The sequence below is a fragment of the Pantoea dispersa genome, assembly GCF_014155765.1.
In the GTDB taxonomy this organism is placed as follows: domain Bacteria; phylum Pseudomonadota; class Gammaproteobacteria; order Enterobacterales; family Enterobacteriaceae; genus Pantoea; species Pantoea dispersa.
In genome coordinates, this window is sequence record NZ_SCKT01000004.1 from 226,911 (window position 1) to 253,296 (window position 26,386).

Annotated in this window: 22 protein-coding genes and 1 riboswitch; of the genes, 16 read left to right on the plus strand and 6 right to left on the minus strand. The window is 58.8% G+C overall.

From position 1 onward, the window contains the following. Window positions 1–5 precede the first annotated feature (5 nt). Window positions 6–99, minus strand: a riboswitch (TPP riboswitch). 70 nt (window positions 100–169) lie between these two features. After that, window positions 170–1,831, minus strand: coding sequence for an HTH-type transcriptional regulator SgrR (gene sgrR, locus H7K56_RS14305; protein WP_150360688.1), 1,662 nt, complete (start codon window positions 1,829–1,831; stop codon window positions 170–172). A gap of 254 nt (window positions 1,832–2,085) precedes the next feature. Between sgrR and H7K56_RS14310 the strand changes: the two genes are divergently transcribed. Beyond that, complete coding sequence (locus H7K56_RS14310; protein WP_021507575.1) at window positions 2,086–3,267, plus strand: MFS transporter; 1,182 nt, start codon at window positions 2,086–2,088, stop codon at window positions 3,265–3,267. Between the two features lie 153 nt (window positions 3,268–3,420). Here the strand turns inward: H7K56_RS14310 and leuD are convergent, their stop codons facing one another. The 5 genes from leuD to leuL form a co-directional block, all read right to left on the minus strand. After that, window positions 3,421–4,026, minus strand: a complete 606-nt coding sequence (leuD, locus tag H7K56_RS14315; RefSeq protein WP_058759635.1) for a 3-isopropylmalate dehydratase small subunit — start codon at window positions 4,024–4,026, stop codon at window positions 3,421–3,423. 3 nt (window positions 4,027–4,029) lie between these two features. Beyond that, complete coding sequence (gene leuC / locus H7K56_RS14320) at window positions 4,030–5,436, minus strand: 3-isopropylmalate dehydratase large subunit (protein ID WP_150360689.1); 1,407 nt, start codon at window positions 5,434–5,436, stop codon at window positions 4,030–4,032. 4 nt (window positions 5,437–5,440) lie between these two features. Further along, window positions 5,441–6,532: a 3-isopropylmalate dehydrogenase gene (gene leuB / locus H7K56_RS14325; protein WP_150360690.1), complete on the minus strand. Its 1,092-nt coding sequence runs from the start codon at window positions 6,530–6,532 to the stop codon at window positions 5,441–5,443. 2 nt (window positions 6,533–6,534) lie between these two features. Then, on the minus strand, window positions 6,535–8,097 hold the full coding sequence (gene leuA / locus H7K56_RS14330; RefSeq protein WP_021507571.1) for a 2-isopropylmalate synthase: 1,563 nt from the start codon (window positions 8,095–8,097) through the stop codon (window positions 6,535–6,537). A 93-nt stretch (window positions 8,098–8,190) separates the two neighbouring features. Further along, the gene (leuL, locus tag H7K56_RS23540; protein ID WP_125308910.1) at window positions 8,191–8,274 is read right to left on the minus strand and encodes a leu operon leader peptide; all 84 of its coding nucleotides are present in this window, start codon (window positions 8,272–8,274) and stop codon (window positions 8,191–8,193) included. A gap of 731 nt (window positions 8,275–9,005) precedes the next feature. On the opposite strand from leuL, the gene ilvI reads away from it, so the two are divergent. The 15 genes from ilvI (at window position 9,006) to H7K56_RS14410 (ending at window position 26,385) form a co-directional block, all read left to right on the plus strand. Continuing rightward, the gene (gene ilvI, locus H7K56_RS14340) at window positions 9,006–10,730 is read left to right on the plus strand and encodes an acetolactate synthase 3 large subunit (RefSeq protein WP_150360691.1); all 1,725 of its coding nucleotides are present in this window, start codon (window positions 9,006–9,008) and stop codon (window positions 10,728–10,730) included. A 2-nt stretch (window positions 10,731–10,732) separates the two neighbouring features. Further along, window positions 10,733–11,224: an acetolactate synthase small subunit gene (gene ilvN, locus H7K56_RS14345; protein ID WP_010615603.1), complete on the plus strand. Its 492-nt coding sequence runs from the start codon at window positions 10,733–10,735 to the stop codon at window positions 11,222–11,224. A gap of 197 nt (window positions 11,225–11,421) precedes the next feature. Then, complete coding sequence (gene cra, locus H7K56_RS14350; RefSeq protein ID WP_010615604.1) at window positions 11,422–12,432, plus strand: catabolite repressor/activator; 1,011 nt, start codon at window positions 11,422–11,424, stop codon at window positions 12,430–12,432. A gap of 492 nt (window positions 12,433–12,924) precedes the next feature. Next, window positions 12,925–13,383 (plus strand): division/cell wall cluster transcriptional repressor MraZ, encoded by a 459-nt coding sequence (gene mraZ / locus H7K56_RS14355; RefSeq protein WP_021507569.1) that lies wholly within the window; start codon window positions 12,925–12,927, stop codon window positions 13,381–13,383. 2 nt (window positions 13,384–13,385) lie between these two features. Continuing rightward, the gene (gene rsmH / locus H7K56_RS14360; RefSeq protein ID WP_021507568.1) at window positions 13,386–14,327 is read left to right on the plus strand and encodes a 16S rRNA (cytosine(1402)-N(4))-methyltransferase RsmH; all 942 of its coding nucleotides are present in this window, start codon (window positions 13,386–13,388) and stop codon (window positions 14,325–14,327) included. Beyond that, window positions 14,324–14,644, plus strand: a complete 321-nt coding sequence (ftsL, locus tag H7K56_RS14365; RefSeq protein ID WP_021507567.1) for a cell division protein FtsL — start codon at window positions 14,324–14,326, stop codon at window positions 14,642–14,644. The genes rsmH and ftsL overlap by 4 nt, the downstream gene beginning before the upstream one ends. Window positions 14,645–14,660: 16 nt before the next feature. Next, a complete protein-coding gene (gene ftsI, locus H7K56_RS14370) occupies window positions 14,661–16,430 on the plus strand; it encodes a peptidoglycan DD-transpeptidase PBP3 (protein WP_150360692.1) in 1,770 nt (589 codons plus the stop codon). Beyond that, window positions 16,417–17,904: a UDP-N-acetylmuramoyl-L-alanyl-D-glutamate--2,6-diaminopimelate ligase gene (gene murE, locus H7K56_RS14375; RefSeq protein WP_150360693.1), complete on the plus strand. Its 1,488-nt coding sequence runs from the start codon at window positions 16,417–16,419 to the stop codon at window positions 17,902–17,904. The genes ftsI and murE overlap by 14 nt, the downstream gene beginning before the upstream one ends. Then, window positions 17,901–19,262 (plus strand): UDP-N-acetylmuramoyl-tripeptide--D-alanyl-D-alanine ligase, encoded by a 1,362-nt coding sequence (murF, locus tag H7K56_RS14380; RefSeq protein ID WP_104188111.1) that lies wholly within the window; start codon window positions 17,901–17,903, stop codon window positions 19,260–19,262. The genes murE and murF overlap by 4 nt, the downstream gene beginning before the upstream one ends. Beyond that, complete coding sequence (gene mraY / locus H7K56_RS14385; protein ID WP_021507563.1) at window positions 19,256–20,338, plus strand: phospho-N-acetylmuramoyl-pentapeptide-transferase; 1,083 nt, start codon at window positions 19,256–19,258, stop codon at window positions 20,336–20,338. The genes murF and mraY overlap by 7 nt, the downstream gene beginning before the upstream one ends. A gap of 2 nt (window positions 20,339–20,340) precedes the next feature. Beyond that, entirely contained in the window at window positions 20,341–21,657 is a 1,317-nt protein-coding gene (gene murD / locus H7K56_RS14390) for a UDP-N-acetylmuramoyl-L-alanine--D-glutamate ligase (RefSeq protein ID WP_058770622.1), read from the plus strand. After that, on the plus strand, window positions 21,657–22,871 hold the full coding sequence (gene ftsW / locus H7K56_RS14395; RefSeq protein WP_021507561.1) for a cell division protein FtsW: 1,215 nt from the start codon (window positions 21,657–21,659) through the stop codon (window positions 22,869–22,871). Before murD ends, ftsW begins: the two co-directional genes overlap by 1 nt. Further along, a complete protein-coding gene (murG, locus tag H7K56_RS14400; RefSeq protein ID WP_150360694.1) occupies window positions 22,868–23,926 on the plus strand; it encodes an undecaprenyldiphospho-muramoylpentapeptide beta-N-acetylglucosaminyltransferase in 1,059 nt (352 codons plus the stop codon). The genes ftsW and murG overlap by 4 nt, the downstream gene beginning before the upstream one ends. Before the next feature lie 70 nt (window positions 23,927–23,996). After that, window positions 23,997–25,472, plus strand: a complete 1,476-nt coding sequence (gene murC / locus H7K56_RS14405; protein ID WP_150360695.1) for a UDP-N-acetylmuramate--L-alanine ligase — start codon at window positions 23,997–23,999, stop codon at window positions 25,470–25,472. Further along, window positions 25,465–26,385 carry a D-alanine--D-alanine ligase gene (locus H7K56_RS14410; RefSeq protein WP_058770620.1) on the plus strand — a complete coding sequence of 307 codons (921 nt, stop codon included), beginning with the start codon at window positions 25,465–25,467 and terminating at the stop codon, window positions 26,383–26,385. The genes murC and H7K56_RS14410 overlap by 8 nt, the downstream gene beginning before the upstream one ends. Window position 26,386 lies beyond the last annotated feature (1 nt).

Consider the following 26,386-nt stretch of genomic DNA (forward strand, 5'->3'; position numbering starts at 1 on the left):
ATCTGAGGGCGGAGCATCTCAAATCCCTACGCCGGTACGAGCCGGATCAGGTTCGACGGGTCTCTCTCAGCCAGTTAACCGGCACCCCGTTGAGAACGACATATTCTAGACATTTACATGACAACGCGAAAGGTTCACCTGCCGGTCGTGTTGTCTGATGCTGCCCTTTTTACAGCTCCGGCGGGGCGAACCAGGCGGACTTGAAGTCAAACCAGCCGAGCGTGTTCAGCCGCACGCCACGCATGCTGCGCTGGCCCTCCAGCAGCAGCCAGTGATGAAACAGCGGATGCAGATAGTCGCTGTTTACCAGCTGTTTGCTCCACTCCGCCAGCGGCAGCGCTTTCTCACGCCAGCGCGCGGCGTCGGCCTGCCAGTCCAGCGGGATACAGTGATGCATCAGCGGTAGCTCGTAGAGCTGAGCGAACAGGGCGTAGTCGAGCGGCAGGGTAAAGTTGACGCTGCCCAGCCAGATGTCACTCTCGCCCGCGCCGTCGAACCAGCTTTCGTAGCTCACTTCGCGGGTAATCAGCTCGACGCCCTGCTGCGCCAGCAGCGGCCGCAGCGCATTGGCGATGCCCTCGTGTTCGACGTGGTGGCTGTACCAGCTGAGCGTCAGCTGGGTCACGCCGTCGGGCTTGTGGGCTGGGGTGATATCGCGCCGATGGTGCCAGCGCGGCAGCAGGCCATAAGCCGGGAACCAGTAGCGCTGATAGCCGACGCCGGCATGATTGAGCAGCGCGATAGGGTTAAGCAGATCGCTCACCCAGCGGCGGAAACCGGCATCGCGCCCGCGTTCAGAGCGCTGATCGAACAGCAGAAAATAGCAGCCCTCTTCGAGACGACTCTCTTCCGATTTTTCGTCGTCGTTTTCGCCTTCCAGTTTTACACCGGCGTAGACCAGCTCATCGCTGATCTCCGGCAGCACCCAGATCGAGACATCATCAATCAGCGCGCGGTAGCCGAAGTAGTCATCAAACGCGGCGATTTTCAGCTGGGTTTGCTGATTGCGCACCACGCTGTACGGACCGGTGCCAATGGGCTGACGGGCGAAGTGGCGCAGCGTCGGCCACTCACGCGGCAGAATCATGGCGCTGACGCTGGCCAGCAGCCACGGCAGCCAGCAGTCCGGCTGGCTGAGATGGATATCCAGCGTCCACGGCGCCGGCGAGTGCAGCTGGTCGATGTGCGAAAACAGCGGCTGGCTGCGCACCCGTTCCAGTGAAGCGATGACATCCTCCATCTCCAGCTCGCGGCCATGATGAAAGCGGATTGCCGGCCGCAGGAAGAAGCGCCAGTGCAGCCGAGAGGTTTGCTGCCAGTGATGGGCAATGTCGGCGGCGATTTCCCCCTTTTCCTCATTTATACGCGTCAGGCCGCTGAATATTTGTCGCGCCAGATGGGTTTCTGAACGGCGCAGCGGCGAGCCGGGCAGCAGGTTAGGCAGGGGCCGGTAGTAGAGCACGCGCAGAATATGCTTACCCTGGCGAAAGCTGCGACCAAGGTGCGCGGCAATCATCTGCCGCACCTGGTTTTTATCGCCCACCAGTTGCACCAGCTGGTCGATGCGATCCTGCTCCAGCAGGTCTTCGGCACGCTGCTGCTGTAGCGCCAGTCCGGTGTAGCAGAAGCTCAGCAGCGAGCGTTTACCGCGACCGGCTTCAGCCTGCCAGATCAGCCAGCCCGCTGACTGCATGGCGTTCAGCAGGTTACGCATGTGGCGGCGTGAGCAGTGCAGCAGTTCGGCCAGCTCGCTCAGCGTGGTTTCCTGATCCTGGCCCTGACAGTGTTGCCACAGGCGAATGAATTGCTGTTGCAGACGCGCAGAGGACATAAAAGGGGAACTCCTTCTCGACTTCGCTCAGTTTTTCCTGCCCCATATTAGAGGCATACTGGGGGGCAATGGAAGAGCGGGAGGCATTCAGCAATGAATGGCGCTCTGCCAGCGGTTCCGCCGACGTGGAACCTTTTCTGAGTAGGGTGCAATTTCACCGCCAGCGGAGTTTTTCTCTGCTGGCTTTTTTCGTTTTGCTGTGGAATCTTCTACGCTGTTTTTTTCCCGGTCTTTTTCCTCGAAGGGATTTCTGCATGAAATCGCTGTTACCGCGGCCGCGCCGCCTGAATCCGGTTTACCTCTCCTTTATGGCGGTGTCATTTATGGTCGGCGTGGCGGGGGCGTTACAGGCGCCGACGCTCAGCCTGTTTTTGACGCGCGAGGTGCAGGTGCGGCCGTTCTGGGTCGGCCTGTTCTTTACCATCAACGCCGTCGCCGGGATCGTAATCAGCCTGCTGATGGCGAAGCGTTCGGATAACCGTGGCGATCGCCGTCATCTGATCCTGTTTTGCTGCCTGATGGCGGTGGCCAACGCGCTACTGTTTGCCTTTAACCGTCACTATCTGACGCTCATCACCCTCGGCGTGCTGCTGTCGGCGCTGGCCAGCGTGGCGATTCCGCAGATCTTCGCGCTGGCGCGTGAATATGCCGATCAGTCAGCGCGGGAAGTGGTGATGTTCAGTTCGGTGATGCGCGCGCAGCTGTCGCTGGCGTGGGTGATTGGGCCGCCGCTGTCGTTCGCGCTGGCGCTCAACTACGGCTTCGTCACGCTGTTCTGCGTGGCGGCGGTGATTTTTCTGCTAAGTATGCTGCTGATCTGGCGCACGCTGCCCTCGGTGCCGCGCATCGCCGCCACGCCGGAGCAGGTGCTGATGCAGCTCAGCCCGTGGAAAGACAGCCAGGTGCGGCTGCTGTTTATCGCCTCGGTGGTGATGTGGGCGTGTAATACCATGTATATCATTGATATGCCGCTGTATATCAGCGCAACCCTTGGCCTGCCGGAGAAGCTGGCGGGTCTGCTGATGGGCACCGCCGCCGGGCTGGAGATCCCGATCATGCTGCTGGCCGGCCATTACGCGAAGCGCTACGGCAAGCGCAAGCTGATGCTGCTGGCGCTGGTGGCGGCGATTGTATTTTATCTCGGGCTGGTGCTGTTCCGTTCTCAAACCGCGCTGATGGTGCTGCAGCTGTTTAACGCCGCGTTCATCGGCATCATCGCCGGCATAGGTATGCTGTGGTTTCAGGATTTGATGCCGGGCCGTGCCGGTGCGGCGACCACCATGTTCACCACCTCGATTTCAACCGGGTTGATTATCGCCGGCCTGATCCAGGGGATACTGAGTGAGCGCTTTGGTCATGAGTCGGTGTACTGGCTGGCGTTAGTGATGGCGGTGGTGGCGCTGGTGCTGGCGGCGCGGGTGCGCGATGCGCGGTGAGGGCGGTGTGGAGATTGAAGGTCGCCATCAATGGCGACCCAGCAGGGCATTGCGCATTTCGGGCATGTTTTGCACATTTTTGGTCGCCATAAATGGCGACCAAATTACTGACGCGTTTGCTGTAGGGTGCGCCTTGCTGCGCACCGGGTAACCTTAACGCAGAAACGCTGGCTGGCTGGATTCGTAGCTGGCGATGGACGCTTCATGCTGCAGCGTCAGGCCAATGCTGTCGAGGCCGTTGATCATGCAGTGACGGCGGAAGCTGTCGATTTCAAAGCTATAAACCTTGTCGCCGGCGGTGACGGTCTGCGCTTCGAGATCCACGGTGAAGCGGATGCCCGGTTGCGCGGCCACCAGTTTGAACATTTCATCGACCTGCTCTTCGCTCAGCTTCACCGGCAGCAGCTGGTTGTTGAAGCTGTTACCGTAGAAGATGTCGGCGAAACTCGGCGCAATCACCACGTGAAAACCGAAGTCGGTCAGCGCCCACGGCGCGTGTTCACGCGAGGAGCCGCAGCCAAAGTTCTCGCGCGCCAGCAGGATGCTGGTGCCTTTGAACTCCGGCTTATTCAGCACGAAGCTGGCGGTCGGCTGGGTGCCGGCGTCATCATCAAAACGCCAGTCGTGGAACAGGTGCGCGCCAAAGCCGGTGCGCGTTACTTTCTGCAAAAACTGCTTCGGGATGATGGCATCGGTGTCGACGTTGGCGGCATCCAGCGGGGCCACAATCCCGGTGTGTTGGGTAAATTTGTTCGCCATGGCTTAAGCTCCCTGAGTCAATTCACGAATGTCGGCAAAACGACCGGTTACCGCCGCCGCAGCAGCCATCGCCGGGCTCACCAGATGGGTGCGACCGCCGCGACCCTGGCGACCTTCAAAGTTACGGTTACTGGTTGAGGCACAGCGCTCGCCCGGATTCAGACGGTCGTTGTTCATCGCCAGGCACATCGAACAGCCCGGCAAACGCCACTCAAAACCGGCTTCGAGGAAGATTTTGTCCAGGCCTTCGGCTTCAGCCTGCGCTTTCACCGGACCGGAACCCGGCACCACCATCGCAACCACGCCCGGCGCCACTTTGCGGCCTTTGGCGATCGCGGCAGCCGCGCGCAAATCTTCAATACGTGAGTTGGTGCAGGAGCCGATAAACACTTTATCGATCGCCACATCGGTCAGTTTGATGCCCGGCTGCAGATCCATATAGGCCAGCGCCTTCTCGGCGGAAGCGCGTTCAACCGGATCGGCAAACGAGGCCGGATTCGGGATGGCCTGATCCACGGCCATCACCTGACCCGGATTGGTGCCCCAGGTGACCTGCGGCGCGATATCGGCAGCATTCAGCGTCACGACGGCGTCAAACTGCGCGTCGCTGTCGGACTTCAGGGTGCGCCAGTAAGCCACCGCCTGCTCCCACTGCTCGCCCTTCGGCGCAAACTGCTTGTCTTTCAGATAGGCAAACGTGGTGTCATCCGGTGCTACCAGACCCGCTTTGGCGCCCATCTCAATCGCCATGTTGCACAGCGTCATGCGGCCTTCCATGCTCAGCGCTTCAATCGCCGGGCCACAGAATTCAACCACGTGACCGGTGCCACCGGCGCTGCCGGTTTTACCGATGATCGCCAGTACGATGTCTTTGGCGGTGATGCCCGGCGCAGCTTCGCCCAGCACTTCAATCTTCATAGTTTTCGCCCGGCCCTGTTTCAGGGTCTGGGTGGCGAACACGTGCTCCACTTCGGAGGTGCCGATACCGAACGCCAGGGAACCGAAGGCGCCGTGCGTTGCGGTGTGCGAGTCGCCGCAAACGATGGTCATGCCCGGCAGCGTCATGCCCTGCTCAGGACCGATCACGTGCACAATGCCCTGGAACGGGTGGTTCAGGTCATACAGCTGAATGCCGAACTCAGCACAGTTCTTCATCAGCTCCTGCATCTGGATACGCGCCATTTCACCCGAGGCGTTGATGTCTTTGGTCTGGGTGGAAACGTTGTGGTCCATGGTGGCAAAGGTCTTCGACGGCTGACGCACTTTGCGGCCGTGCGCACGCAGACCGTCAAACGCCTGCGGCGAGGTGACTTCGTGAATCAGATGACGATCGATATACAGTAACGGCGTTTCGTCTGGCGCTTCGTGAACGACATGTGCATCAAATAACTTCTGGTATAAGCTTTTCATTTTGTTATTTTTCCTCGCTGATGTAACCGGCAATGATGCTGCCCATTTCATCGGTACTCACGGCAGGGCCGTCACCGGCCAAATCACGGGTGCGATGGCCCGCTTCCAGCGCACGGCTTACCGCGCGCTCAATGCTATCCGCAGCGGCGTCAGCATTCAGGCTGAAACGCAGCAGCATCGCCAGCGACAGAATCTGCGCAATCGGGTTGGCGATGTTCTGGCCGGCGATATCCGGTGCGGAACCGCCCGCCGGTTCGAACAGGCCGAATCCCTCTTCATTCAGGCTGGCCGAAGGCAGCATGCCCATCGAGCCGGTAATCATCGCGCACTCGTCCGACAGAATGTCACCAAACAGATTCGAGCAGAGTAAAACGTCAAACTGCGACGGATCCTTAATCAGCTGCATGGTGGCGTTGTCGATGTACATATGGCTCAGCTGCACATCCGGATAATCTTTTGCCACTTCGTTGACGATTTCACGCCACATCACCGAGGTCGCCAGCACGTTAGCTTTATCAACGGAAGTCACTTTATTACGGCGCTTGCGCGCAGCTTCAAAGGCGTTGCGGGCAATACGCTCGATTTCGAAACGGTGATAGACCTCGGTATCAAAAGCGCGTTCATGCGCGCCGCTGCCTTCGCGGCCTTTCGGCTGGCCGAAATAGATGCCGCCGGTCAGCTCACGCACGCACAGGATGTCGAAGCCGCGGGCGGCGATGTCGCTGCGCAGCGGGCAAAATGCTTCCAGACCTTTATACAGCGCCGCCGGGCGCAGGTTGCTGAACAGTTTGAAGTGTTTACGCAGCGGCAGCAGCGCACCGCGCTCAGGCTGGCCAGCTGGCGGCAGGTGTTCCCATTTTGGACCGCCGACCGAGCCGAACAGAATGGCATCAGCCTGCTCAGCACCGGCCACGGTGGCGGCGGGTAAAGGTTCACCGTGACGATCGATGGCGATACCGCCGACATCATATTCGCTGGTGGTGATGCGCATATCGAAGCGCGCGCGAATCACGTCGAGAACTTTCATGGCCTGCGCCATCACTTCCGGACCGATTCCGTCGCCTGGCATTACCGCAATATGATAAGACTGAGTCATAGTTACACCGTTTCCTTCTGATCTTTAAATTTACGCTGCAATTCTTTTTCGACCTGCTTTGCCCGCCAGATGTTGTTCAGGGCATTCACCATCGCTTTCGCCGAGGATTCGACGATATCGGTCGCCAGACCCACGCCGTGGAATTTACGCCCGTTGTAGTTGACCACGATATCGACCTGACCCAGCGCGTTTTCGCCGTGGCCTTTCGCGGTCAGCTTGTAGTTCACCAGCTCAGCATCGAAGCCGGTGATACGGTTAATAGCCTGGTAGACGGCATCAACCGGACCGTTACCGGTGGCGGCGTCGGCTTTGGCCTCTTCGCCGCAGCCCAGCTGCACCGACGCCGTCGCAGTGACGCTGGAGCCGGTCTGCACGTTGAATTCGTTCAGCTGGAAGTACTCCGGCTCTTCATTCTGCTTATTAATGAAGGCCAGCGCTTCCAGGTCGTAATCGAACACCTGGCCTTTTTTGTCCGCCAGCTTCAGGAAGGCGTCGTACAGCGTATCCAGGTTGTAATCGGACTCTTTGTAACCCATCTCTTCCATACGGTGCTTCACGGCGGCACGGCCGGAGCGGGAGGTCAGGTTCAGCTGAATTTTGTGCAGGCCAATCGATTCTGGCGTCAGGATTTCGTAGTTTTCGCGGTTCTTCAGCACGCCATCCTGATGAATGCCGGAGGAGTGGGCGAAGGCGTTGGAACCGACCACCGCTTTGTTGGCCGGGATCGGCATGTTGCAGATCTGGCTGACAATCTGGCTGGTGCGGTAGATTTCCTGATGATTGATATTGGTGTGCACGTTCATGATCTGCTGACGGGTTTTGATCGCCATGATCACCTCTTCCAGCGCACAGTTACCGGCGCGCTCGCCCAGGCCGTTCAGCGTGCCTTCGACCTGACGCGCACCGGCCAGTACCGCCGCAATGGCGTTACCGGTCGCCATGCCCAGATCGTCATGGGTGTGTACCGACAGAATCGCTTTGTCGATGTTCGGCACGCGCTGTACCAGCTGACCAATGATGTTGGCGTACTCGCCCGGCAGGGTGTAGCCCACGGTGTCCGGAATATTGATGGTGGTGGCACCGGCGTTGATTGCGGCTTCTACCATGCGGCACAGGTCGTCAATCGGCGTACGGCCACCGTCCTCGCAGGAGAACTCAACGTCATCGGTATAGTTGCGCGCCCGCTTAATCATGTGCACCGCGCGTTCAATCACTTCCGGCAGCGTGCTGCGCAGTTTAGTGGCGATGTGCATCGGCGAAGTGGCGATAAAGGTGTGAATACGGAAGGCGTCGGCCACGCGCAGCGATTCGTAAGCCGCGTCGATATCTTTCTCGACACAGCGCGCCAGACCACACACGCGGCTGTTTTTGATGGTCCGGGCAATGGTCTGCACGGATTCGAAATCACCCGGCGAAGAGACCGGAAAACCGACTTCCATTACATCCACGCCCATCCTTTCCAGCGCCAGGGCGATCTGCAGTTTTTCTTTAACACTCAGGCTGGCCTGTAATGCCTGTTCGCCGTCGCGCAGAGTGGTATCGAAAATTATTACTTGCTGGCTCATGGTCATCTTCCTTTTGCATTGACTTCGCCGGTGCTACGAGCATAAAAAAACCCGCGCAGTGGCGCGGGTTTTTTAACTTTCAGCAGGTTCGAATCAGTTGTTGATTTCGCCCACGAGTCTACCGCGCAAACTGGATGCGTTAAGTAGTAGACCGAGTAGACGAAAAGAACGTGACATGAATCAAACCTCGTAAAATGAGTGCTGCACATATTGGTACTGGATTCGCCTGGCGATGTCAACCCTAAGTGAAAGGGTATTTCTCTGGCCGGAAAAGGGTGATGTGCTGGGATTATCGGTCATCACAGAGCATTGCCATTAATTAACGGTGGCTTAGCGCGTTATGCCACTTAAAAAAATCTTTTAAAAAAGGCGGGTAATTTTAAGTTGCTGAATTATATGTTTTTAGTAAGGCTTATTCGTCAGGTGGAAAAACAAGATAAAGCTTGTTGTTTAGCAGATTGTGATGTGGAAGAGGGATTTAAGAGTTAATCACGCCAGAAACGCGGTAACGGAAAAAATTGTGGGCTAAACACGCTGGCAATATGAAAATCATATTTCTTACAACACGCTGTAAATAATCTGCAAACCAGCATTTTCCTCTGTCCTTATGCCATCGCATTAGTTTATTCCTCCCGGGCGATAATCACGCGTCAGTGCCTTTTTTGCCACTGACAGCGCCGTGCCGCCTTATGACGTTTGCAGGCCGGGTTTTCTGCGGTTATGGTAATCGGCCTACTCTCAAAAGAATCCACGCAGGTAGATTCCCTGTACCTGGAAGACGAAATGAATGGCGTCTTCTGAGCATAAACATAAGGTTTTGATCTTAATTGGCAATAAAGGGACAGATGCGAGCGGCACGCAGGATAGCGTTTGCTGGCGCAGCTGGCTCTCAAGCCTGGAGGCAGAAAATGGAGATGTTGTCAGGAGCCGAAATGGTCGTCCGTTCGTTAATCGATCAGGGCGTTAAGCAGGTATTCGGTTATCCGGGCGGTGCGGTGCTCGATATTTATGATGCGCTGCAAACGGTCGGTGGTATTGACCACGTGCTGGTGCGCCACGAGCAGGGCGCCGTACATATGGCGGATGGCCTGGCGCGCGCGACCGGCGAAGTCGGCGTGGTGCTGGTCACCTCAGGTCCTGGCGCCACCAACGCTATCACCGGTATTGCGACCGCTTATATGGATTCCATTCCGCTGGTGATCCTCTCCGGTCAGGTGCCGTCCTCGCTGATTGGCTATGACGCCTTCCAGGAGTGCGACATGGTGGGGATTTCGCGTCCGGTGGTGAAGCACAGCTTCCTGGTGAAAAGCACCGAAGAGATTCCGACAGTGCTGAAAAAAGCCTTCTGGCTGGCGGCCAGCGGTCGTCCGGGACCGGTGGTGATCGATCTGCCAAAAGATATTCTGAATCCGGCCAATAAGCTGCCGTACGTGTGGCCGGAAACCGTCAGCATGCGCTCTTACAATCCGACGCTGCAGGGCCACAAAGGCCAGATCAAGCGCGCGCTGCAGACGCTGCTGGCGGCGCACAAGCCGGTAATTTACGTCGGCGGCGGGGCCATTACTTCTGGCTGCGAGGCGGAACTGCTGCAGCTGGCAGAACAGCTGAATATTCCTGTCACCACTTCGCTGATGGGGCTGGGCGCGTTCCCGGGCACGCATCGCCAGTGTGTGGGCATGCTCGGTATGCATGGCACCTATGAAGCCAACATGACCATGCACAATGCCGATCTGATCTTTGGTATCGGCGTACGCTTTGACGACCGCACCACCAACAATCTGGCGAAGTATTGCCCGAATGCCACCGTGATGCACATTGACGTCGACCCGACTTCGATTTCCAAGACCGTCAGCGCCGATATTCCGATTGTCGGCGATGCCAGACAGACGCTGACGCAGATGCTGGAGCTGCTGGCGCAGAGCGAGGCGAAGCAGGAGCTCGACAGCCTGCGTGACTGGTGGCAGAGCATTGAAGGCTGGCGCAGCCGCAAGTGCCTGGAATTTGACCGTACCAGCGACAAAATCAAACCGCAGGCGGTGATCGAAACCATTTGTCGTCTGACGCACGGTGAGGCGTATGTGACCTCGGACGTCGGCCAGCACCAGATGTTCGCCGCGCTTTACTATCAGTTCGATAAACCGCGTCGCTGGATCAACTCCGGCGGCCTCGGCACCATGGGCTTTGGCCTGCCGGCGGCACTCGGCGTGAAGATGGCGCTGCCGCAGGAGACCGTAATTTGCGTGACCGGCGACGGCAGTATCCAGATGAACATTCAGGAGCTGTCGACCGCGCTGCAGTACGACCTGCCGGTGCTGGTGCTGAACCTGAACAACCGCTTCCTCGGCATGGTGAAACAGTGGCAGGACATGATTTACTCCGGCCGCCATTCACAATCTTATATGGAGTCGCTGCCGGACTTCGTGCGCCTGGCGGAAGCCTATGGCCACGTGGGCATCGCGATTCAGTATCCGGCTGAGCTGGAAGAGAAGCTGCAGCTGGCGCTTGATACGCTGGCGAAAGGGCGTCTGGTGTTTGTGGATGTCACGGTGGACGGCAGCGAGCACGTCTACCCGATGCAGATTCGCGGTGGCGCGATGGATGAGATGTGGTTGAGCAAAACGGAGAGGACTTAATTATGCGTCGTATTTTATCAGTTCTGCTGGAGAACGAATCCGGCGCATTGTCGCGCGTGGTGGGGCTGTTTTCCCAGCGCGGCTATAACATTGAGAGCCTGACCGTCGCGCCGACCGACGATCCTACCCTGTCGCGCATGACCATTCAGACCGTGGGCGACCAGAAAGTACTGGAGCAGATCGAAAAGCAGCTGCACAAGCTGGTGGACGTGTTACGCGTCAGCGAACTGGGGCAGGGCGCTTACGTCGAGCGTGAAATCATGCTGGTGAAGATTCAGGCCAGCGGGTACGGTCGCGAAGAGGTAAAACGCAGCGCGGAAATTTTCCGTGGGCAGATCATCGATGTGACGCCGACGCTGTACACGGTTCAGCTGGCCGGCACCAGCGATAAACTCGATGCGTTCCTCAACACCGTGCGCGAAGTGGCGGAAATCGTTGAAGTGGCGCGTTCCGGCATCGTCGGGGTATCACGTGGCGATCGCGTAATGCGTTAATACCGCAAAGTTATCATCGGTTTTCAAGCTAACCCGGCGGAATGCCGGGTTTTTTTATTTTATGCGCTTCGGCCGCTTGTGCATGAAAAGCGGTTGCTCAGCGTACTGTTCTGCGGTTAGATGTTACAAATGTTTTACCCTTAGCTACTCTGCGGACATTTTCGCCAGCCCTGGCTTATCAGAATTAAGGTGTCATCGTGAAACTGGATGAAATTGCGCGCCTGGCGGGCGTGTCGCGCACCACGGCGAGCTATGTCATCAATGGCAAAGCGCGGCAGTATCGTGTCAGCGACAAAACCGTTGAGAAAGTCATGGCGGTGGTGCGTGAGTACAACTATCACCCCAACGCGGTGGCTGCGGGCCTGCGCGCCGGACGCACCCGTTCGATTGGTCTGGTGATCCCCGATTTGGAAAACACCAGTTATACCCGCATCGCCAACTATCTCGAACGTCAGGCGCGTCAGCGCGGCTATCAGCTGCTGATTGCCTGTTCCGAAGATCAGCCGGATAACGAAATGCGCTGCATTGAGCACCTGCTGCAGCGTCAGGTGGATGCGATCATTGTCTCCACATCGCTGCCGCCGGAACATCCGTTCTATCAGCGCTGGGTCAACGATCCGCTGCCGATTATCGCGCTGGACCGCGCGCTGGATCGTGAACACTTCACCAGCGTGGTCGGTGCCGATCAGGATGACGCGCAGGCGCTGGCGGCTGAATTGCGTCAGCTGCCGGTGAAAAACGTGTTGTTTCTCGGCGCGCTGCCAGAGCTGTCGGTCAGCTTCCTGCGTGAAATGGGGTTCCGCGAGGCGTGGCAGGGTGATGAGCGCCCGATCGATTTCATTTATTGCAACAGCTTTGACCGCGCCGCAGCGGCGACGCTGTTTGAAAAATACCTCGAAGACCACGCGATGCCCGAAGCGCTGTTTACCACCTCGTTTGGCCTGCTGCAGGGGGTGATGGACGTGACGCTGAAGCGTGACGGCCGCTTGCCAACTGACCTGGCTATTGCGACTTTCGGCGACCACGAATTATTAGACTTTCTGGAGTGCCCGGTGCTGGCGGTAGGGCAGCGCCATCGCGATGTTGCTGAGCGTGTGCTGGAGCTGGTGCTGGCTTCGCTGGATGAGCCACGCAAACCGAAGCCAGGTTTAACCCGTATCCGCCGTAATTTATTCCGCCGCGGACAATTAAGTCGTCGCGCTAAATGAAGCGTCGGGCGAGACGTCGCCCGCGCTAATTTCTCTCATCCATATTTAACCAGACGCACACGGACGTAAAAAAGGGTAAATTATCATCGCTCCGGCTAACGAATTATCGGCGCTGGATTTTCTTATTTGTTTACATCTTCAGCAATCGCCTATAGCAGAGCTGACGCGATGGTGCTGGGCTTCCTTTCAGAAATCCCCTAAAATGCCGCCGCCGTCGCAGATTGGGGCAGAATAATCGCAGCGGTAAAATTGCGCTAATTTTCACCGATAAATCTGACGCAAATTTTTTTTATACTGTTATTCATCAGGTTAATTTTAAATTGACCATTCATTCTCCTCTTATTCTTCTCTCCGGTTAATTTCATTCGGTGTAAAGAGTGATATTCACTTGCCGTTGCGGCTTGACAAGGATTTCATCGGCTCCGTAAACTCGTTTCGTGGTAAAAAGTGGGATAAAGTGGTGAAAACGGGTAACTGAGGGGTAGGGCTGGCATGTTCCGTGGAGCAACGTTAGTCAATCTCGACAGCAAAGGGCGCCTGGCGGTGCCGACGCGTTATCGCGAATTGCTGCTCGCAGAGTCTCAGGGTCAAATGGTTTGCACCATTGACCTCCATCAGCCCTGCCTGCTGCTTTATACCCTGCCCGAATGGGAAATTATTGAGAAAAAACTGGCCCGGTTATCCAGTATGAATCCGAACGAGCGTCGCGTGCAGCGTCTGCTGTTAGGACATGCCAGCGAGTGCCAGATGGATAACGCAGGCCGTTTACTGCTGGCGAACACGTTGCGCCAGCATGCGAGCCTGACCAAAGAAGTGATGCTGGTTGGACAGTTCAACAAGTTTGAGCTGTGGGATGAACAGACCTGGTATCAACAAGTTAAGGACGATATTGACGCAGAACAGTCAGCTCAGGAGCCTTTATCTGAGCGGTTGCAGGACTTGTCGCTATAGCTATGCAGGAAAATTTTAAACACACCACGGTGCTGCTGGATGAGGCGGTTAACGGCCTTAATATCAGGGAAGACGGCATTTATATTGACGGCACCTTTGGTCGCGGCGGTCACTCACGCCTGATCCTGTCGCAGCTTGGCGCGCACGGACAGTTACTGGCGATCGACCGCGATCCGCAAGCCATAGCCGCAGCCGCTGAGATAAAAGATCCACGTTTCTCGATTGTGCACGGGCCGTTTTCAGCGCTGGCTGAGTATGTCGAAGAGCGCGGGCTGACCGGAAAAATCGACGGCGTACTGCTGGATTTGGGCGTCTCTTCGCCTCAGCTGGATGACGCCGAGCGCGGTTTCTCCTTTATGCGCGACGGGCCGCTGGATATGCGTATGGATCCAACGCGCGGTCAGTCGGCAGCCGAGTGGTTGCAGAGCGCGGAAGAGGCAGACATTGCGTTTGTGCTGAAAACCTACGGTGAAGAGCGCTTCGCAAAACGCATCGCCCGCGCCATTGTCGAGCGCAACCGGGAACAGCCGATGACGCGCACCAAAGAGCTGGCCGATCTGATTGCGGCGGCAACGCCGGTAAAAGATAAGTTTAAGCATCCGGCGACGCGCAGCTTCCAGGCGATACGCATCTGGATCAACAGTGAGCTGGAAGAGATCGATATCGCGCTGAAAGGGGCATTAACGGTGCTGGCACCGGGCGGGCGTTTATCCATCATCAGCTTCCACTCGCTGGAGGATCGGCTGGTGAAGCGCTTTATGCGTGACCAGAGCCGTGGTCCGCAGGTGCCGGCCGGGATTCCGATGACCGAGAGCCAGCTGAAAGCGCTGGGCGGACGTGAACTGAAAACCCTCGGCAAGCTGATTCCTGGCGAAGCCGAAGTCAAAGACAACCCGCGCGCGCGCAGTTCGGTCCTGCGTATCGCTGAGAGAACCGCATCGTGATTGGCAATGAGCGTCACAGCCTGCCCGGCGTCATTGGTGGCGATCTGCTGCGTTTTGGCAAGATCCCGCTGCTGCTGCTGATCGCCGTGCTGGTTTCTTCGGTGCTGGTGGTGACCACCACGCATAAGACCCGTCTGCTGACGGCGCAGCGTGAGCAGCTGGTGCTGGAGCGTGATGCGCTGGATATCGAATGGCGCAACCTGATCCTCGAAGAGAATGCGCTGGGCGATCACAGCCGGGTAGAACGGATAGCAACCGATAAGCTGCAGTTGCAGCATGTTGATCCTTCACAGGAAAATATTGTGGTGCAGAAATAAGGAATCGCAGACCTCAATGAGCGGCGCAGGCAAAACGCTGAAGTTAAGAAAACAGGAAGATAAGGCCAGCTTTGTAAGCTGGCGTTTTGCGTTGCTGTGCGGCTGTATTCTTCTGGCGCTGGGCGGATTGCTGTCGCGCGTGGCGTGGCTGCAGGTCATCAGCCCGGATAAGCTGGTGAAGGAAGGCGATTTACGTTCGCTGCGCGTGCAGGAAGTGCCTACCGCACGCGGCATGATCAGCGATCGCGCCGGACGCCCGCTGGCAGTAAGCGTGCCGGTTAACGCCATCTGGGCCGATCCCAAAGAGCTGACCGAGCACGGCGGCGTCACCGTTGATAGCCGCTGGAAAGCCTTGTCGGATGCGCTGTCGATCCCGCTGGATCAGCTGGCGGCGCGCGTCAACGCCAACCCAAAAGGGCGCTTTATTTACCTCGCCCGTCAGGTTAACCCGGCGATTGGCGAATACGTGAAAAAGCTCAAGCTGCCCGGTATTTACCTGCGCCAGGAGTCGCGCCGCTACTATCCCGCCGGTCAGGTCACTGCCCACCTGATTGGCTTCACCAACATTGACGGCCAGGGCATTGAAGGCATCGAGAAGAGCTTTGATAAATGGCTGACCGGCGAGCCGGGCGAACGTACCGTGCGCAAAGACCGCTACGGGCGGGTGATTGAAGATATCTCCTCGGTCGATAGCCGCGCCGCGCACAACCTGACGCTGAGCATCGACGAGCGCCTGCAGGCGCTGGTGTACCGCGAACTGAACAATGCCGTTGCCTTCAACAAAGCCGAATCTGGCACTGCGGTGCTGGTGGACGTGAACACCGGCGAAGTGCTGGCGATGGCCAACAGCCCGGCTTACAACCCCAATAATCTCAACAACACGCCGAAAGACGTCATGCGTAACCGCGCTATTACCGACATCTTCGAGCCGGGTTCCACCGTGAAGCCAATGGTGGTGATGACCGCACTACAGCGCGGCGTGGTGAAAGAGAACAGCGTTCTGAACACCGTGCCGTATCGCGTCAATGGTCATGAGATCAAAGACGTGGCGCGCTATAACGAATTGACCCTTACCGGGGTTCTGCAGAAGTCGAGTAACGTCGGGGTTTCGCGCCTCGCGTTAGCGATGCCCTCCTCAGCGCTGGTAGAAACTTACGCGCGCTTTGGCCTGGGTAAACCGACCAATTTGGGGCTGGTCGGGGAAAGTAGTGGCTTATACCCTCAAAAACAACGGTGGTCTGACATAGAGAGGGCCACCTTCTCTTTCGGCTATGGGCTAATGGTAACGCCGTTACAGTTAGCGCGAGTCTACGCAACCATTGGCAGCTACGGCATCAACCGCCCGCTGTCGATTACCAAAGTTGACCCGCCGGTGGCGGGCGAGCGCGTTTTCCCGGAAGACCTGGTGAAAACCGTGATGCACATGATGGAAAGCGTGGCGCTGCCGGGTGGCGGTGGTGTTAAAGCCGCCATCAAGGGCTATCGCATCGCGATCAAAACCGGTACCGCGAAAAAAGTCGGGCCGGACGGACGCTACGTCAATAAATACATTGCTTACACCGCGGGCGTTGCGCCTGCCAGTCGCCCGCGTTTTGCGCTGGTGGTGGTGATCAACGATCCCCAGGCCGGTAAATATTATGGTGGTGCGGTTTCTGCACCGGTGTTTGGCGCCATCATGGGCGGTGTCCTGCGCACCATGAACATTGAACCGGATGCGCTGCCAACGGTGGATAAAAACGAGTTGGTGAAGAATAAGAGAAGTGAGGAATCAAGTGACAGATCGTAACCTGCGCGACTTGCTGGCCCCGTGGGTGCCTGGCGCGCCGGCGCGTCCACTCCGTGACATGACACTGGACAGCCGCGCTGCGGCTGCTGGCGATCTGTTTATCGCCGTGGCGGGCCATCATGCTGATGGACGTCGATTTATTCCACAGGCCATCGCCCAGGGTGTGGCGGCGGTCATTGCCGAGGCTGAAGGCGAAGCCAGCGATGGTGATATCCGCGAGATGCACGGCGTCCCGGTCATCTATCTGGCCCAGCTGCCGCAGCGCCTTTCCGCGCTGGCCGGGCGTTTCTACCAGCAGCCGGCTGACAAATTAAAGCTGATTGGTGTGACCGGCACTAACGGCAAAACCACCACCACGCAGCTGATCGCGCAGTGGGCCAACCTGCTGGGCGAAACCGGCGCGGTGATGGGCACGGTGGGCAATGGCCTGTACGGTCAGCTGGTGCCGAGTGAAAACACCACCGGTTCGGCGGTGGATGTACAGCATATTCTGCACGACCTGGTCGGGCAGGGCGCCACCGTGGCCGCCATGGAAGTCTCCTCGCATGGTCTGGTGCAGCATCGCGTGGCCGCGCTGCCGTTTGCCGCCGCGGTATTTACCAATCTGAGCCGCGATCACCTTGATTATCACGGTGACATGCAGGGCTACGAATCGGCCAAGTGGCTGCTGTTCTCTGAGCATCAGGTGGGCGAGGCCATCATCAACGCTGATGATGAAGTGGGCCGCCGCTGGCTGGAAAAATTACCGGATGCCGTGGCCGTTACGCTGGGCAACAATCTGCAGCCCGGCTGTCGTGGCCGCTGGCTGCAGGCGACGGCGATCGATTATCACGACGGCGGCGCACACGTGCAGTTCAGTTCGAGCTGGGGCAAAGGCGAGTTTGACAGCCGCCTGATGGGCGCCTTTAACGTCAGCAATCTGCTGCTGGCGCTGGCGACACTGCTGACGCTGGATTATCCGCTCGACACGCTGGTGGCCAGTGCCAGCCAGCTGCAGCCGGTGTGCGGTCGTATGGAAGTGTTCACCGCCGCGCACAAGCCGACGGTGGTGGTGGATTACGCACATACGCCAGACGCGCTGGAAAAAGCGCTGGAAGCGGCCCGGCTGCACTGCAAGGGTCAGCTGTGGTGCGTATTTGGCTGCGGTGGCGACCGTGACAAAGGCAAACGTCCCCTGATGGGCGCGATTGCCGAACAGTTTGCCGATATCGTGGTGATCACCGATGACAATCCGCGGAGCGAAGAGCCGACGGCGATTGTTAACGACATTCTCACCGGCCTGCTCGATCCGGGCCGGGCCCGCGTCATAGCAGGACGAGCGCAGGCGGTCACTCATGCGGTAATGCAGGCCAGCGCCGACGAAATCGTGCTGGTGGCCGGTAAAGGCCATGAAGATTATCAAATCATCGGCAACCGCCGCCTTGACTACTCTGACCGCGACACCGTCGCCCGTTTGCTGGGGGTAATGGCATGATTCCGGTTACGCTGAAAACTCTGGCAGAGATTAGCGGTGGGCAACTGCACGGCAGCGATCTCACTATCGCTGATGTCACCACGGATACCCGTAAAGTCACTCCAGGCAGCCTGTTTGTCGCGCTGGTGGGTGAACGTTTTGATGCGCACGATTTTGCCGCCGACGCTATCGCCAGTGGCGCTCAGGCGCTGCTGGTGAACCGTCGTTTAGCGGTTGACGTGCCGCAGGTGGTGGTCGCTGACACGCGTATCGCTTTTGGTCAGCTCGGCGCCTGGGTGCGTCAGCAGGCGAAAGCGCGCGTGGTGGGGCTGACCGGCTCCTCCGGTAAAACCTCCGTGAAAGAGATGACCGCGGCGATTCTGCGCCAGTGCGGTGAAACGCTGTATACCGCCGGTAATCTCAACAACGATTACGGCGTGCCGATGACGCTGCTGCGTCTTACCCCGCAACACGCGTATGCCGTGATTGAAATGGGCGCGAATCATCAGGGTGAAATCGCCTACACCACCAATCTGGTGCGTCCGGAAACCGCGCTGGTTAACAATCTGGCGGCGGCGCATCTGGAAGGCTTCGGTTCACTGGCGGGCGTGGCAAAAGCCAAAGGCGAAATCTTTGGCGGCTTACCGGTACACGGCACCGCAATCATCAACGCTGACAGCAACGATCTGCCCAACTGGCAGCCGCAGTTTGCTGATAAAACCCTGTGGCGCTTTTCGCCGCAGCCGATGGCAGACGCGGAGTTCCGCGCCAGCGATATCGTGCTGCGCGCTGACGCCACGCTGTTTACCCTGCACACGCCGCGCGGTGACATCGCCGTCGAGCTGCCGCTGCCGGGCCGGCACAATATCGCTAATGCGCTGGCTGCTGCCGCGCTGGCGCTGTCGGTTGACGCGCCGTTAACCGCTATCCAGTCTGGCCTTAAAACCTTACAGCCCGTTCCTGGGCGCCTGTTCCCGATTCGCCTCGCCGGTAATCAGCTGCTGCTGGATGACAGCTACAACGCCAACGTCGGTTCGATGACCGCCGCTGCGCAGGTGCTGGGCGATATGCCGGGCTTCCGCGTCATGGTGGTGGGTGACATGGGTGAGCTGGGCGAAGAAGCCGAAGCCTGTCATCGTCAGGTGGGCGAAGCGGCGAAAGCCGCCGGTATTGATTGTGTGCTGAGCACCGGCAGCTTCAGCCATTTGATTAGTGAAAGCAGCGGCCGGGGCGAACATTTCGCCAGTAAAGCTGAACTGACTGAACGTTTACGCACGCTGCTGTCCCAACATGCGGACATCACTATTTTGGTTAAAGGTTCACGTAGTGCCGCCATGGAGCAGGTAGTACAGAGCTTACAGGAGAAAGGAACATGCTAGTCTGGCTGGCCGAACATCTGGTCGCATTTTATTCCGGCTTTAACGTCTTTTCCTATCTGACGTTTCGCGCCATTGTCAGCCTGCTGACCGCTCTGTTCATCTCTTTATGGATGGGCCCGCGCCTGATCGCCTGGCTGCAGAAACTGCAGATTGGCCAGGTGGTACGTAACGATGGTCCGGAGTCGCACTTCAGCAAGCGCGGCACGCCGACCATGGGCGGCATAATGATTCTGACCTCCATCACGGTTTCGGTGCTGATGTGGGCTTATCCGTCCAATCCTTACGTCTGGTGCGTGCTGGTGGTGCTGGTCGGTTTTGGCGTAATTGGCTTTGTTGATGACTATCGCAAAGTGGTGCGTAAAGACACTAAGGGCCTGATCGCGCGCTGGAAATATTTCTGGATGTCGGTGATTTCGCTCGGCGTGGCGTTCGCGCTGTTCATCGCCGGTAAAGATACGCCTGCCACACAGCTGGTGGTGCCGTTCTTCAAAGATGTTATGCCGCAGCTCGGCCTGTTCTACGTGGTGCTGGCCTACTTTGTGATTGTCGGAACCGGTAATGCGGTAAACCTGACAGACGGTCTGGATGGTCTGGCCATCATGCCAACGGTGTTTGTCGCGGCGGGATTTGCACTGGTGGCCTGGGCGACCGGTAACGTGAAATTTGCCGAGTATCTGCACATTCCGTATCTGCGTCACGCCGGTGAGCTGGTGATTGTCTGTACCGCGATTGTCGGGGCCGGTCTCGGCTTCCTGTGGTTCAACACCTATCCGGCGCAGGTCTTTATGGGCGACGTGGGTTCGCTGGCGCTGGGTGGCGCACTGGGTACGCTGGCAGTGCTGCTGCGTCAGGAATTTTTGCTGGTGATCATGGGCGGCGTATTTGTGGTCGAGACGCTGTCGGTGATTCTGCAGGTGGGTTCGTTCAAGCTGCGCGGTCAGCGTATTTTCCGCATGGCACCGATTCACCACCACTATGAACTGAAAGGCTGGCCGGAGCCGCGCGTGATCGTGCGCTTCTGGATTATTTCGCTGATGCTGGTGCTGATTGGCCTGGCAACGCTCAAGGTACGTTAATCATGGCTGACTATCGGGGCAGAAAAGTCGTCATCATTGGATTAGGCATCACCGGCCTGTCCTGTGTTGATTTCTTCCTCGCGCAGGGCGTAACGCCCCGCGTGATGGATACCCGTGTGTCACCGCCGGGGCTGGACAAACTGCCAGAGCAGGTGGAGCGCCACGTTGGCGGTATCAACAGCGACTGGCTGCTGGCATGCGATCTGATCATCGCCAGCCCGGGCATCGCGCTGGCGCACCCGGCGCTGAGCGAAGCGGCCGACGCCGGCATTGAAATTGTCGGCGATATCGAACTGTTCTGCCGTGAAGCGCAGGCGCCGATTGTGGCGATCACCGGTTCCAATGGCAAAAGTACCGTCACCACGCTGGTGGGCGAAATGGCGCGCGCCGCGGGCTGGCAGGTGGGCGTAGGCGGCAACATTGGGCTGCCAGCGCTGACGCTGCTCAAATCGCCGGCGCAGCTGTATGTGCTGGAGCTTTCCAGCTTCCAGCTGGAAACCACCCACAGCCTGAAAGCGGCGGCGGCAACCATCCTCAACGTCACTGAGGATCATATGGATCGCTATCCGCTCGGCATGCAGCAGTACCGCGCCGCTAAATTACGCATCTATGAAAACGCGGATATCTGCGTGGTGAATGCCGACGATGGCATGACCATGCCGGTGCGCGGTGCCGATCGCCGCTGCGTCAGCTTTGGCATCGACGTTGGCGATTATCACCTCAACCAGCAGCAGGGCAGTACCTGGCTGCGGGTGAAGGGCGAGAAAGTCCTTAATACCGACGAGATGAAGCTGGTCGGGCAGCACAATTACACCAATGCGCTTGCCGCGCTGGCGCTGGCCGATGCGGTGAATATCCCGCGCGCCTCCAGCCTGAAAGCGTTAACCACCTACAGCGGCCTGCCGCATCGCTTCCAGCTGGTGCACGAAGCGCATGGCGTGCGCTGGATTAATGATTCGAAAGCCACCAACGTGGGCAGCACCGAAGCCGCGCTTAACGGCCTGCAGGTGAAAGGTACGCTGTGGCTGCTGCTGGGTGGCGATGGCAAAGGGGCGGACTTTACGCCGCTGGCGCGCTATCTGCAGGGCGACAACGTGCGGCTGTTCTGCTTTGGCCGCGACGGCGATGCGCTGGCCGCGCTGCGTCCGGCAGTGGCGACGCGCACCGACACGCTCGAACAGGCGATGACGCAGATTGCCGCGCAGGTGCAGGCGGGCGACCTGGTGCTGCTGTCACCGGCGTGCGCCAGCCTCGACCAGTTCCGTAATTTTGAACAGCGCGGCGATCGCTTCGCGCAACTGGCGAAGGAGCTGAGCTGATGCGTATTCCCGGAGCCAGTATCGCCAGTTTTATTTCGCTGCGCCTGCGTGATTGGGTGATGGGCGCGCGCGACAACGACGACGCGCCGGTGGTGCTGTATGACCGCACGCTGCTGTGGCTGACATTTGGCCTGGCGATTATCGGTTTTGTCATGGTCACCTCGGCGTCGATGCCGGTTGGACAGCGTCTTAACGACGATCCGTTCTACTTTGCCAAGCGAGATGCCTTTTATATCGCACTGGCGCTGGGGATGGCGTTAGTGACGCTGCGCGTACCGATGGATTTCTGGCAGCGCTACAGCAACGCGATGCTGATGGCCTCGGTGGCGATGCTGCTGATCGTACTGGTGGTCGGTAGCTCGGTTAACGGCGCATCGCGCTGGATCGCGCTCGGGCCGCTGCGTATTCAGCCAGCGGAGTTATCCAAGCTGTCGCTGTTCTGCTATCTCGCCAGTTATCTGGTGCGCAAAGTGGAAGAGGTGCGTAACAACTTCTGGGGCTTCTGTAAGCCGATGGGCGTGATGGTGGTGCTGGCGGTGCTGCTGCTGGCCCAGCCAGACCTCGGCACCGTGGTAGTGCTGTTTGTTACCACGCTGGCGATGCTGTTCCTGGCGGGCGCCAAACTGTGGCAGTTCCTGGCGATTATCGGCTCCGGCATTTTCGCCGTGGTGCTGCTGATTATCGCGGAACCTTACCGTATGCGCCGCGTAACCTCCTTCTGGAACCCGTGGGAAGATCCGTTCGGCAGCGGCTACCAGCTGACTCAGTCGCTGATGGCGTTTGGCCGCGGTGAGTTCTGGGGGCAGGGCCTGGGCAACTCGGTGCAGAAACTGGAGTATCTGCCGGAAGCGCACACCGACTTTATCTTCTCAATTATCGGTGAAGAGTTGGGTTATGTCGGTGTGGTTTTGGCGCTGTTGATGGTATTCTTCGTCGCTTTTCGCGCAATGTCGATTGGCCGTCGCGCGCTGGAGATCGACCAGCGTTTTTCCGGCTTCCTCGCCTGTTCCATTGGCGTGTGGTTTAGCTTCCAGGCGCTGGTTAATGTTGGTGCGGCGGCGGGTATGCTGCCGACCAAGGGCCTGACGCTGCCGCTGATCAGTTACGGTGGATCGAGTCTGATCATTATGTCGACCGCCATCGTGTTTTTATTGCGCATAGATTATGAAACACGTCTGGCAAAAGCCCAGGCGTTTACCCGAGGTGCCCGATGAGTGGTAAACGGCTGATGGTCATGGCAGGGGGTACCGGCGGACATGTGTTCCCCGGACTGGCCGTGGCGCATCATCTGATCGAACAAGGCTGGCAGGTGCGCTGGCTGGGAACGGCAGACCGGATGGAAGCCGATCTGGTGCCAAAGCATGGCATCGACATCGACTTCATCCGCATCAGCGGATTGCGCGGTAAAGGCGTAAAGGCCCTGCTGCTGGCACCGGTGCGCATCTTCAATGCGTGGCGCCAGGCGCGCCGCATCATGAAAAACTGGCAGCCGGATGTGGTGCTGGGCATGGGCGGTTATGTTTCCGGTCCGGGCGGCCTTGCGGCGTGGAGTTGCGGCATCCCGGTGGTGCTGCACGAGCAGAACGGCATTGCCGGGCTGACCAATAAGTGGCTGGCGAAAATCGCCACCACAGTGATGCAGGCCTTTCCGGGCGCGTTCCCCACTGCCGAGGTGGTGGGCAACCCGGTGCGTAATGATGTGCTGGCGCTGCCGCTTCCGGCGCAGCGTCTGGCACACCGCAGCGGGCCGATTCGCGTGCTGGTGATTGGCGGTAGTCAGGGCGCGCGCATCCTCAATCAGATCGTGCCGCAGGTCGCCGCCGAACTGGGTGACGCCATCACGTTGTGGCATCAGACCGGCAAAGGCGCACGGGAGACCGTGCAGCAGGCGTATCAGGCCGCTGGCCAGCCGCAGCACAAGGTCACCGAGTTTATCGATGACATGGCGCAAGCCTATGCGTGGGCCGATGTGGTGGTGTGCCGCTCCGGCGCGCTGACCGTCAGTGAAGTGGCGGCGGCGGGTTTACCGGCGATTTTCGTGCCGTTCCAGCACAAAGATCGTCAGCAGTACTGGAATGCGCTGCCGCTGGAAAAAGCCGGCGCGGCCAAAATTTTCGAGCAGCCGCAGTTTACTGCTGCGGCCGTCGCAGACACGCTGCGCCACTGGGATCGCGCCACGCTGCTGGCGATGGCGAAAAAAGCCCGCCAGGTCGCGATTCCTGATGCGACCGAACGGGTGGCACAAGAGGTTGCGCGCGTCGCGAAGTAAGTTAACCGGTCAGTTTGACTGGCCTGCATCTGAATGCAGGTGCAAACGGGAAAACAGGTAACAGAGACAGATGAATACACAACAATTGGCAAAACTGCGTTCTATTGTGCCCGAGATGCGTCGCGTCCGGCACATCCACTTTGTCGGCATCGGCGGTGCCGGCATGGGCGGTATTGCCGAGGTGTTGGCGAACGAAGGCTATCACATTAGCGGCTCCGATCTGGCGCCCAATCCGGTTACGCAGCATCTGGCCTCGCTGGGCGCGACCATTTACTTCAACCATCGCCCGGAAAATGTTACCGACGCCAGCGTCGTCGTGGTTTCCACCGCCGTGGCGCAGGACAACCCGGAGCTGGTGGCGGCGCGTGAGCAGCGTATCCCGGTGATCCGCCGGGCGGAGATGCTGGCTGAGCTGATGCGTTTCCGTCACGGCATCGCGATTGCCGGCACGCACGGTAAAACCACCACCACTGCGATGGTGACCAGTATTTATGCGGAAGGCGGTCTCGATCCGACGTTCGTCAATGGCGGTCTGGTTAAAGCGGCGGGTACGCACGCGCGCCTCGGCAGCAGCCGTTATCTGATTGCGGAAGCGGACGAAAGCGACGCGTCTTTCCTGCATCTGCAACCGATGGTGGCGATTGTCACTAACATCGAAGCGGATCACATGGATACCTATCAGGGCGATTTTGAGAACCTGAAGCAGACGTTTATTAACTTCCTGCACAACCTGCCGTTTTACGGGCGCGCGGTGATGTGCGTGGACGATGTGGTGATTCGCGATCTGATTCCGCGCGTGGGCCGTCAGGTCACCACCTATGGTTTCAGCGACGATGCGGATGTGCGGGTCGAAAACTACGAACAGCGCGGCGCGCAGGGCCACTTCACCCTGATTCGTCAGGACAAGCCGGTGCTGCACGTGACGCTGAATGCGCCGGGTCGCCATAACGCGCTGAACGCCGCGGCAGCCGTGGCGGTTGCCAGCGAAGAGGGCATTGACGACAACGCTATTCTGGCGGCGCTGGAGAGTTTCCAGGGCACCGGTCGACGTTTCGACGTGCTGGGCGAGTTTGACACCGCAGCCGTTAACGGTAAGCCAGGCAGCGCGATGCTGGTCGACGATTATGGCCATCATCCGACCGAAGTGGATGTCACCATCAAAGCGGCGCGCGCCGGCTGGCCAGAGAAAAAGCTGGTGATGGTGTTTCAGCCGCATCGCTACACGCGCACCCGCGACCTGTTCGATGATTTCGCCAATGTGCTGTCACAGGTGGATGTGTTACTGATGCTGGATGTCTACCCGGCGGGCGAAGCCGCTATTCCGGGCGCGGACAGCCGTTCACTGTGCCGTGCCATCCGCAATCGCGGCAAGGTCGATCCGATTCTGGTCTCCGAGCACGAAGCGCTGCCGGATGCGCTGGCACCGCTGCTGTCCGGCGACGATCTGGTGATTGTGCAGGGCGCCGGCAACATCGGCAAAATTGCCCGCAAGCTGGCTGGGATTCAGCTACAGCCGGCTCTGAACACGGAGGCGCGCCATGGCTGAGAAAGTCGCGGTATTGATGGGCGGTACCTCCGCCGAGCGCGAGGTGTCACTGATGTCCGGCAGCGCGGTGCTGGCGGGACTGCGTGAGATGGGCATTGATGCGCACGGTGTCGACACCCGTGACGTCTCAGTGCTGGACCTCCGGCAGCAGGGCTTTGCCAAAGCGTTTATCGCGCTGCACGGTCGCGGTGGCGAAGATGGCACGCTGCAGGCGCTGCTGGAGTTTCTGCAACTGCCCTACACCGGCAGCGGCGTCATGGCGTCGGCCATCACCATGGATAAACTGCGCAGCAAACTGCTGTGGCAGGGCAGGGGATTGCCGGCGGGCAAATTTGTCTGGCTGACGCGCCAGCAGTATGAGCAGGGGCTGGATGCTGCAGCGCAGGCGTCGATTGACGCGCTCGGACTGCCGCTGTTTGTGAAGCCAAGCTGTGAAGGTTCCAGCGTTGGCATCAGCCGCGTGAACCAGGCGGAAGCGCTGCCAGCCGCGCTGCAGGAGGCGTTTCGCCATGATGATGACGTGCTGGTGGAAGCTTTTCTCAGCGGTGCCGAATACACCGTGGGCATCGTCGGCGACGAAATTCTGCCGTCAATCAGAATTCAGACCGCCAGCGAGTTCTATGACTATGAAGCAAAATACATTTCTGACGATACTCAATACTTCTGCCCGAGCGGCCTGAGTGCGGAGAAAGAGGCGGAACTGCAGACATTAGTGCTGGCGGCGTGGCGCGCGTTAGGCTGCAGCGGCTGGGGACGGGTTGATGTGATGGTCGACGGTGACGGCAATTTCCAGCTGCTGGAAGTTAACACCTCGCCTGGCATGACCAGCCACAGCCTGGTGCCGATGGCGGCGAAGCAGGCGGGATACAGCTTCCCGCAACTGGTGGCGCGCATTCTGGAGCTGGCTGACTGAT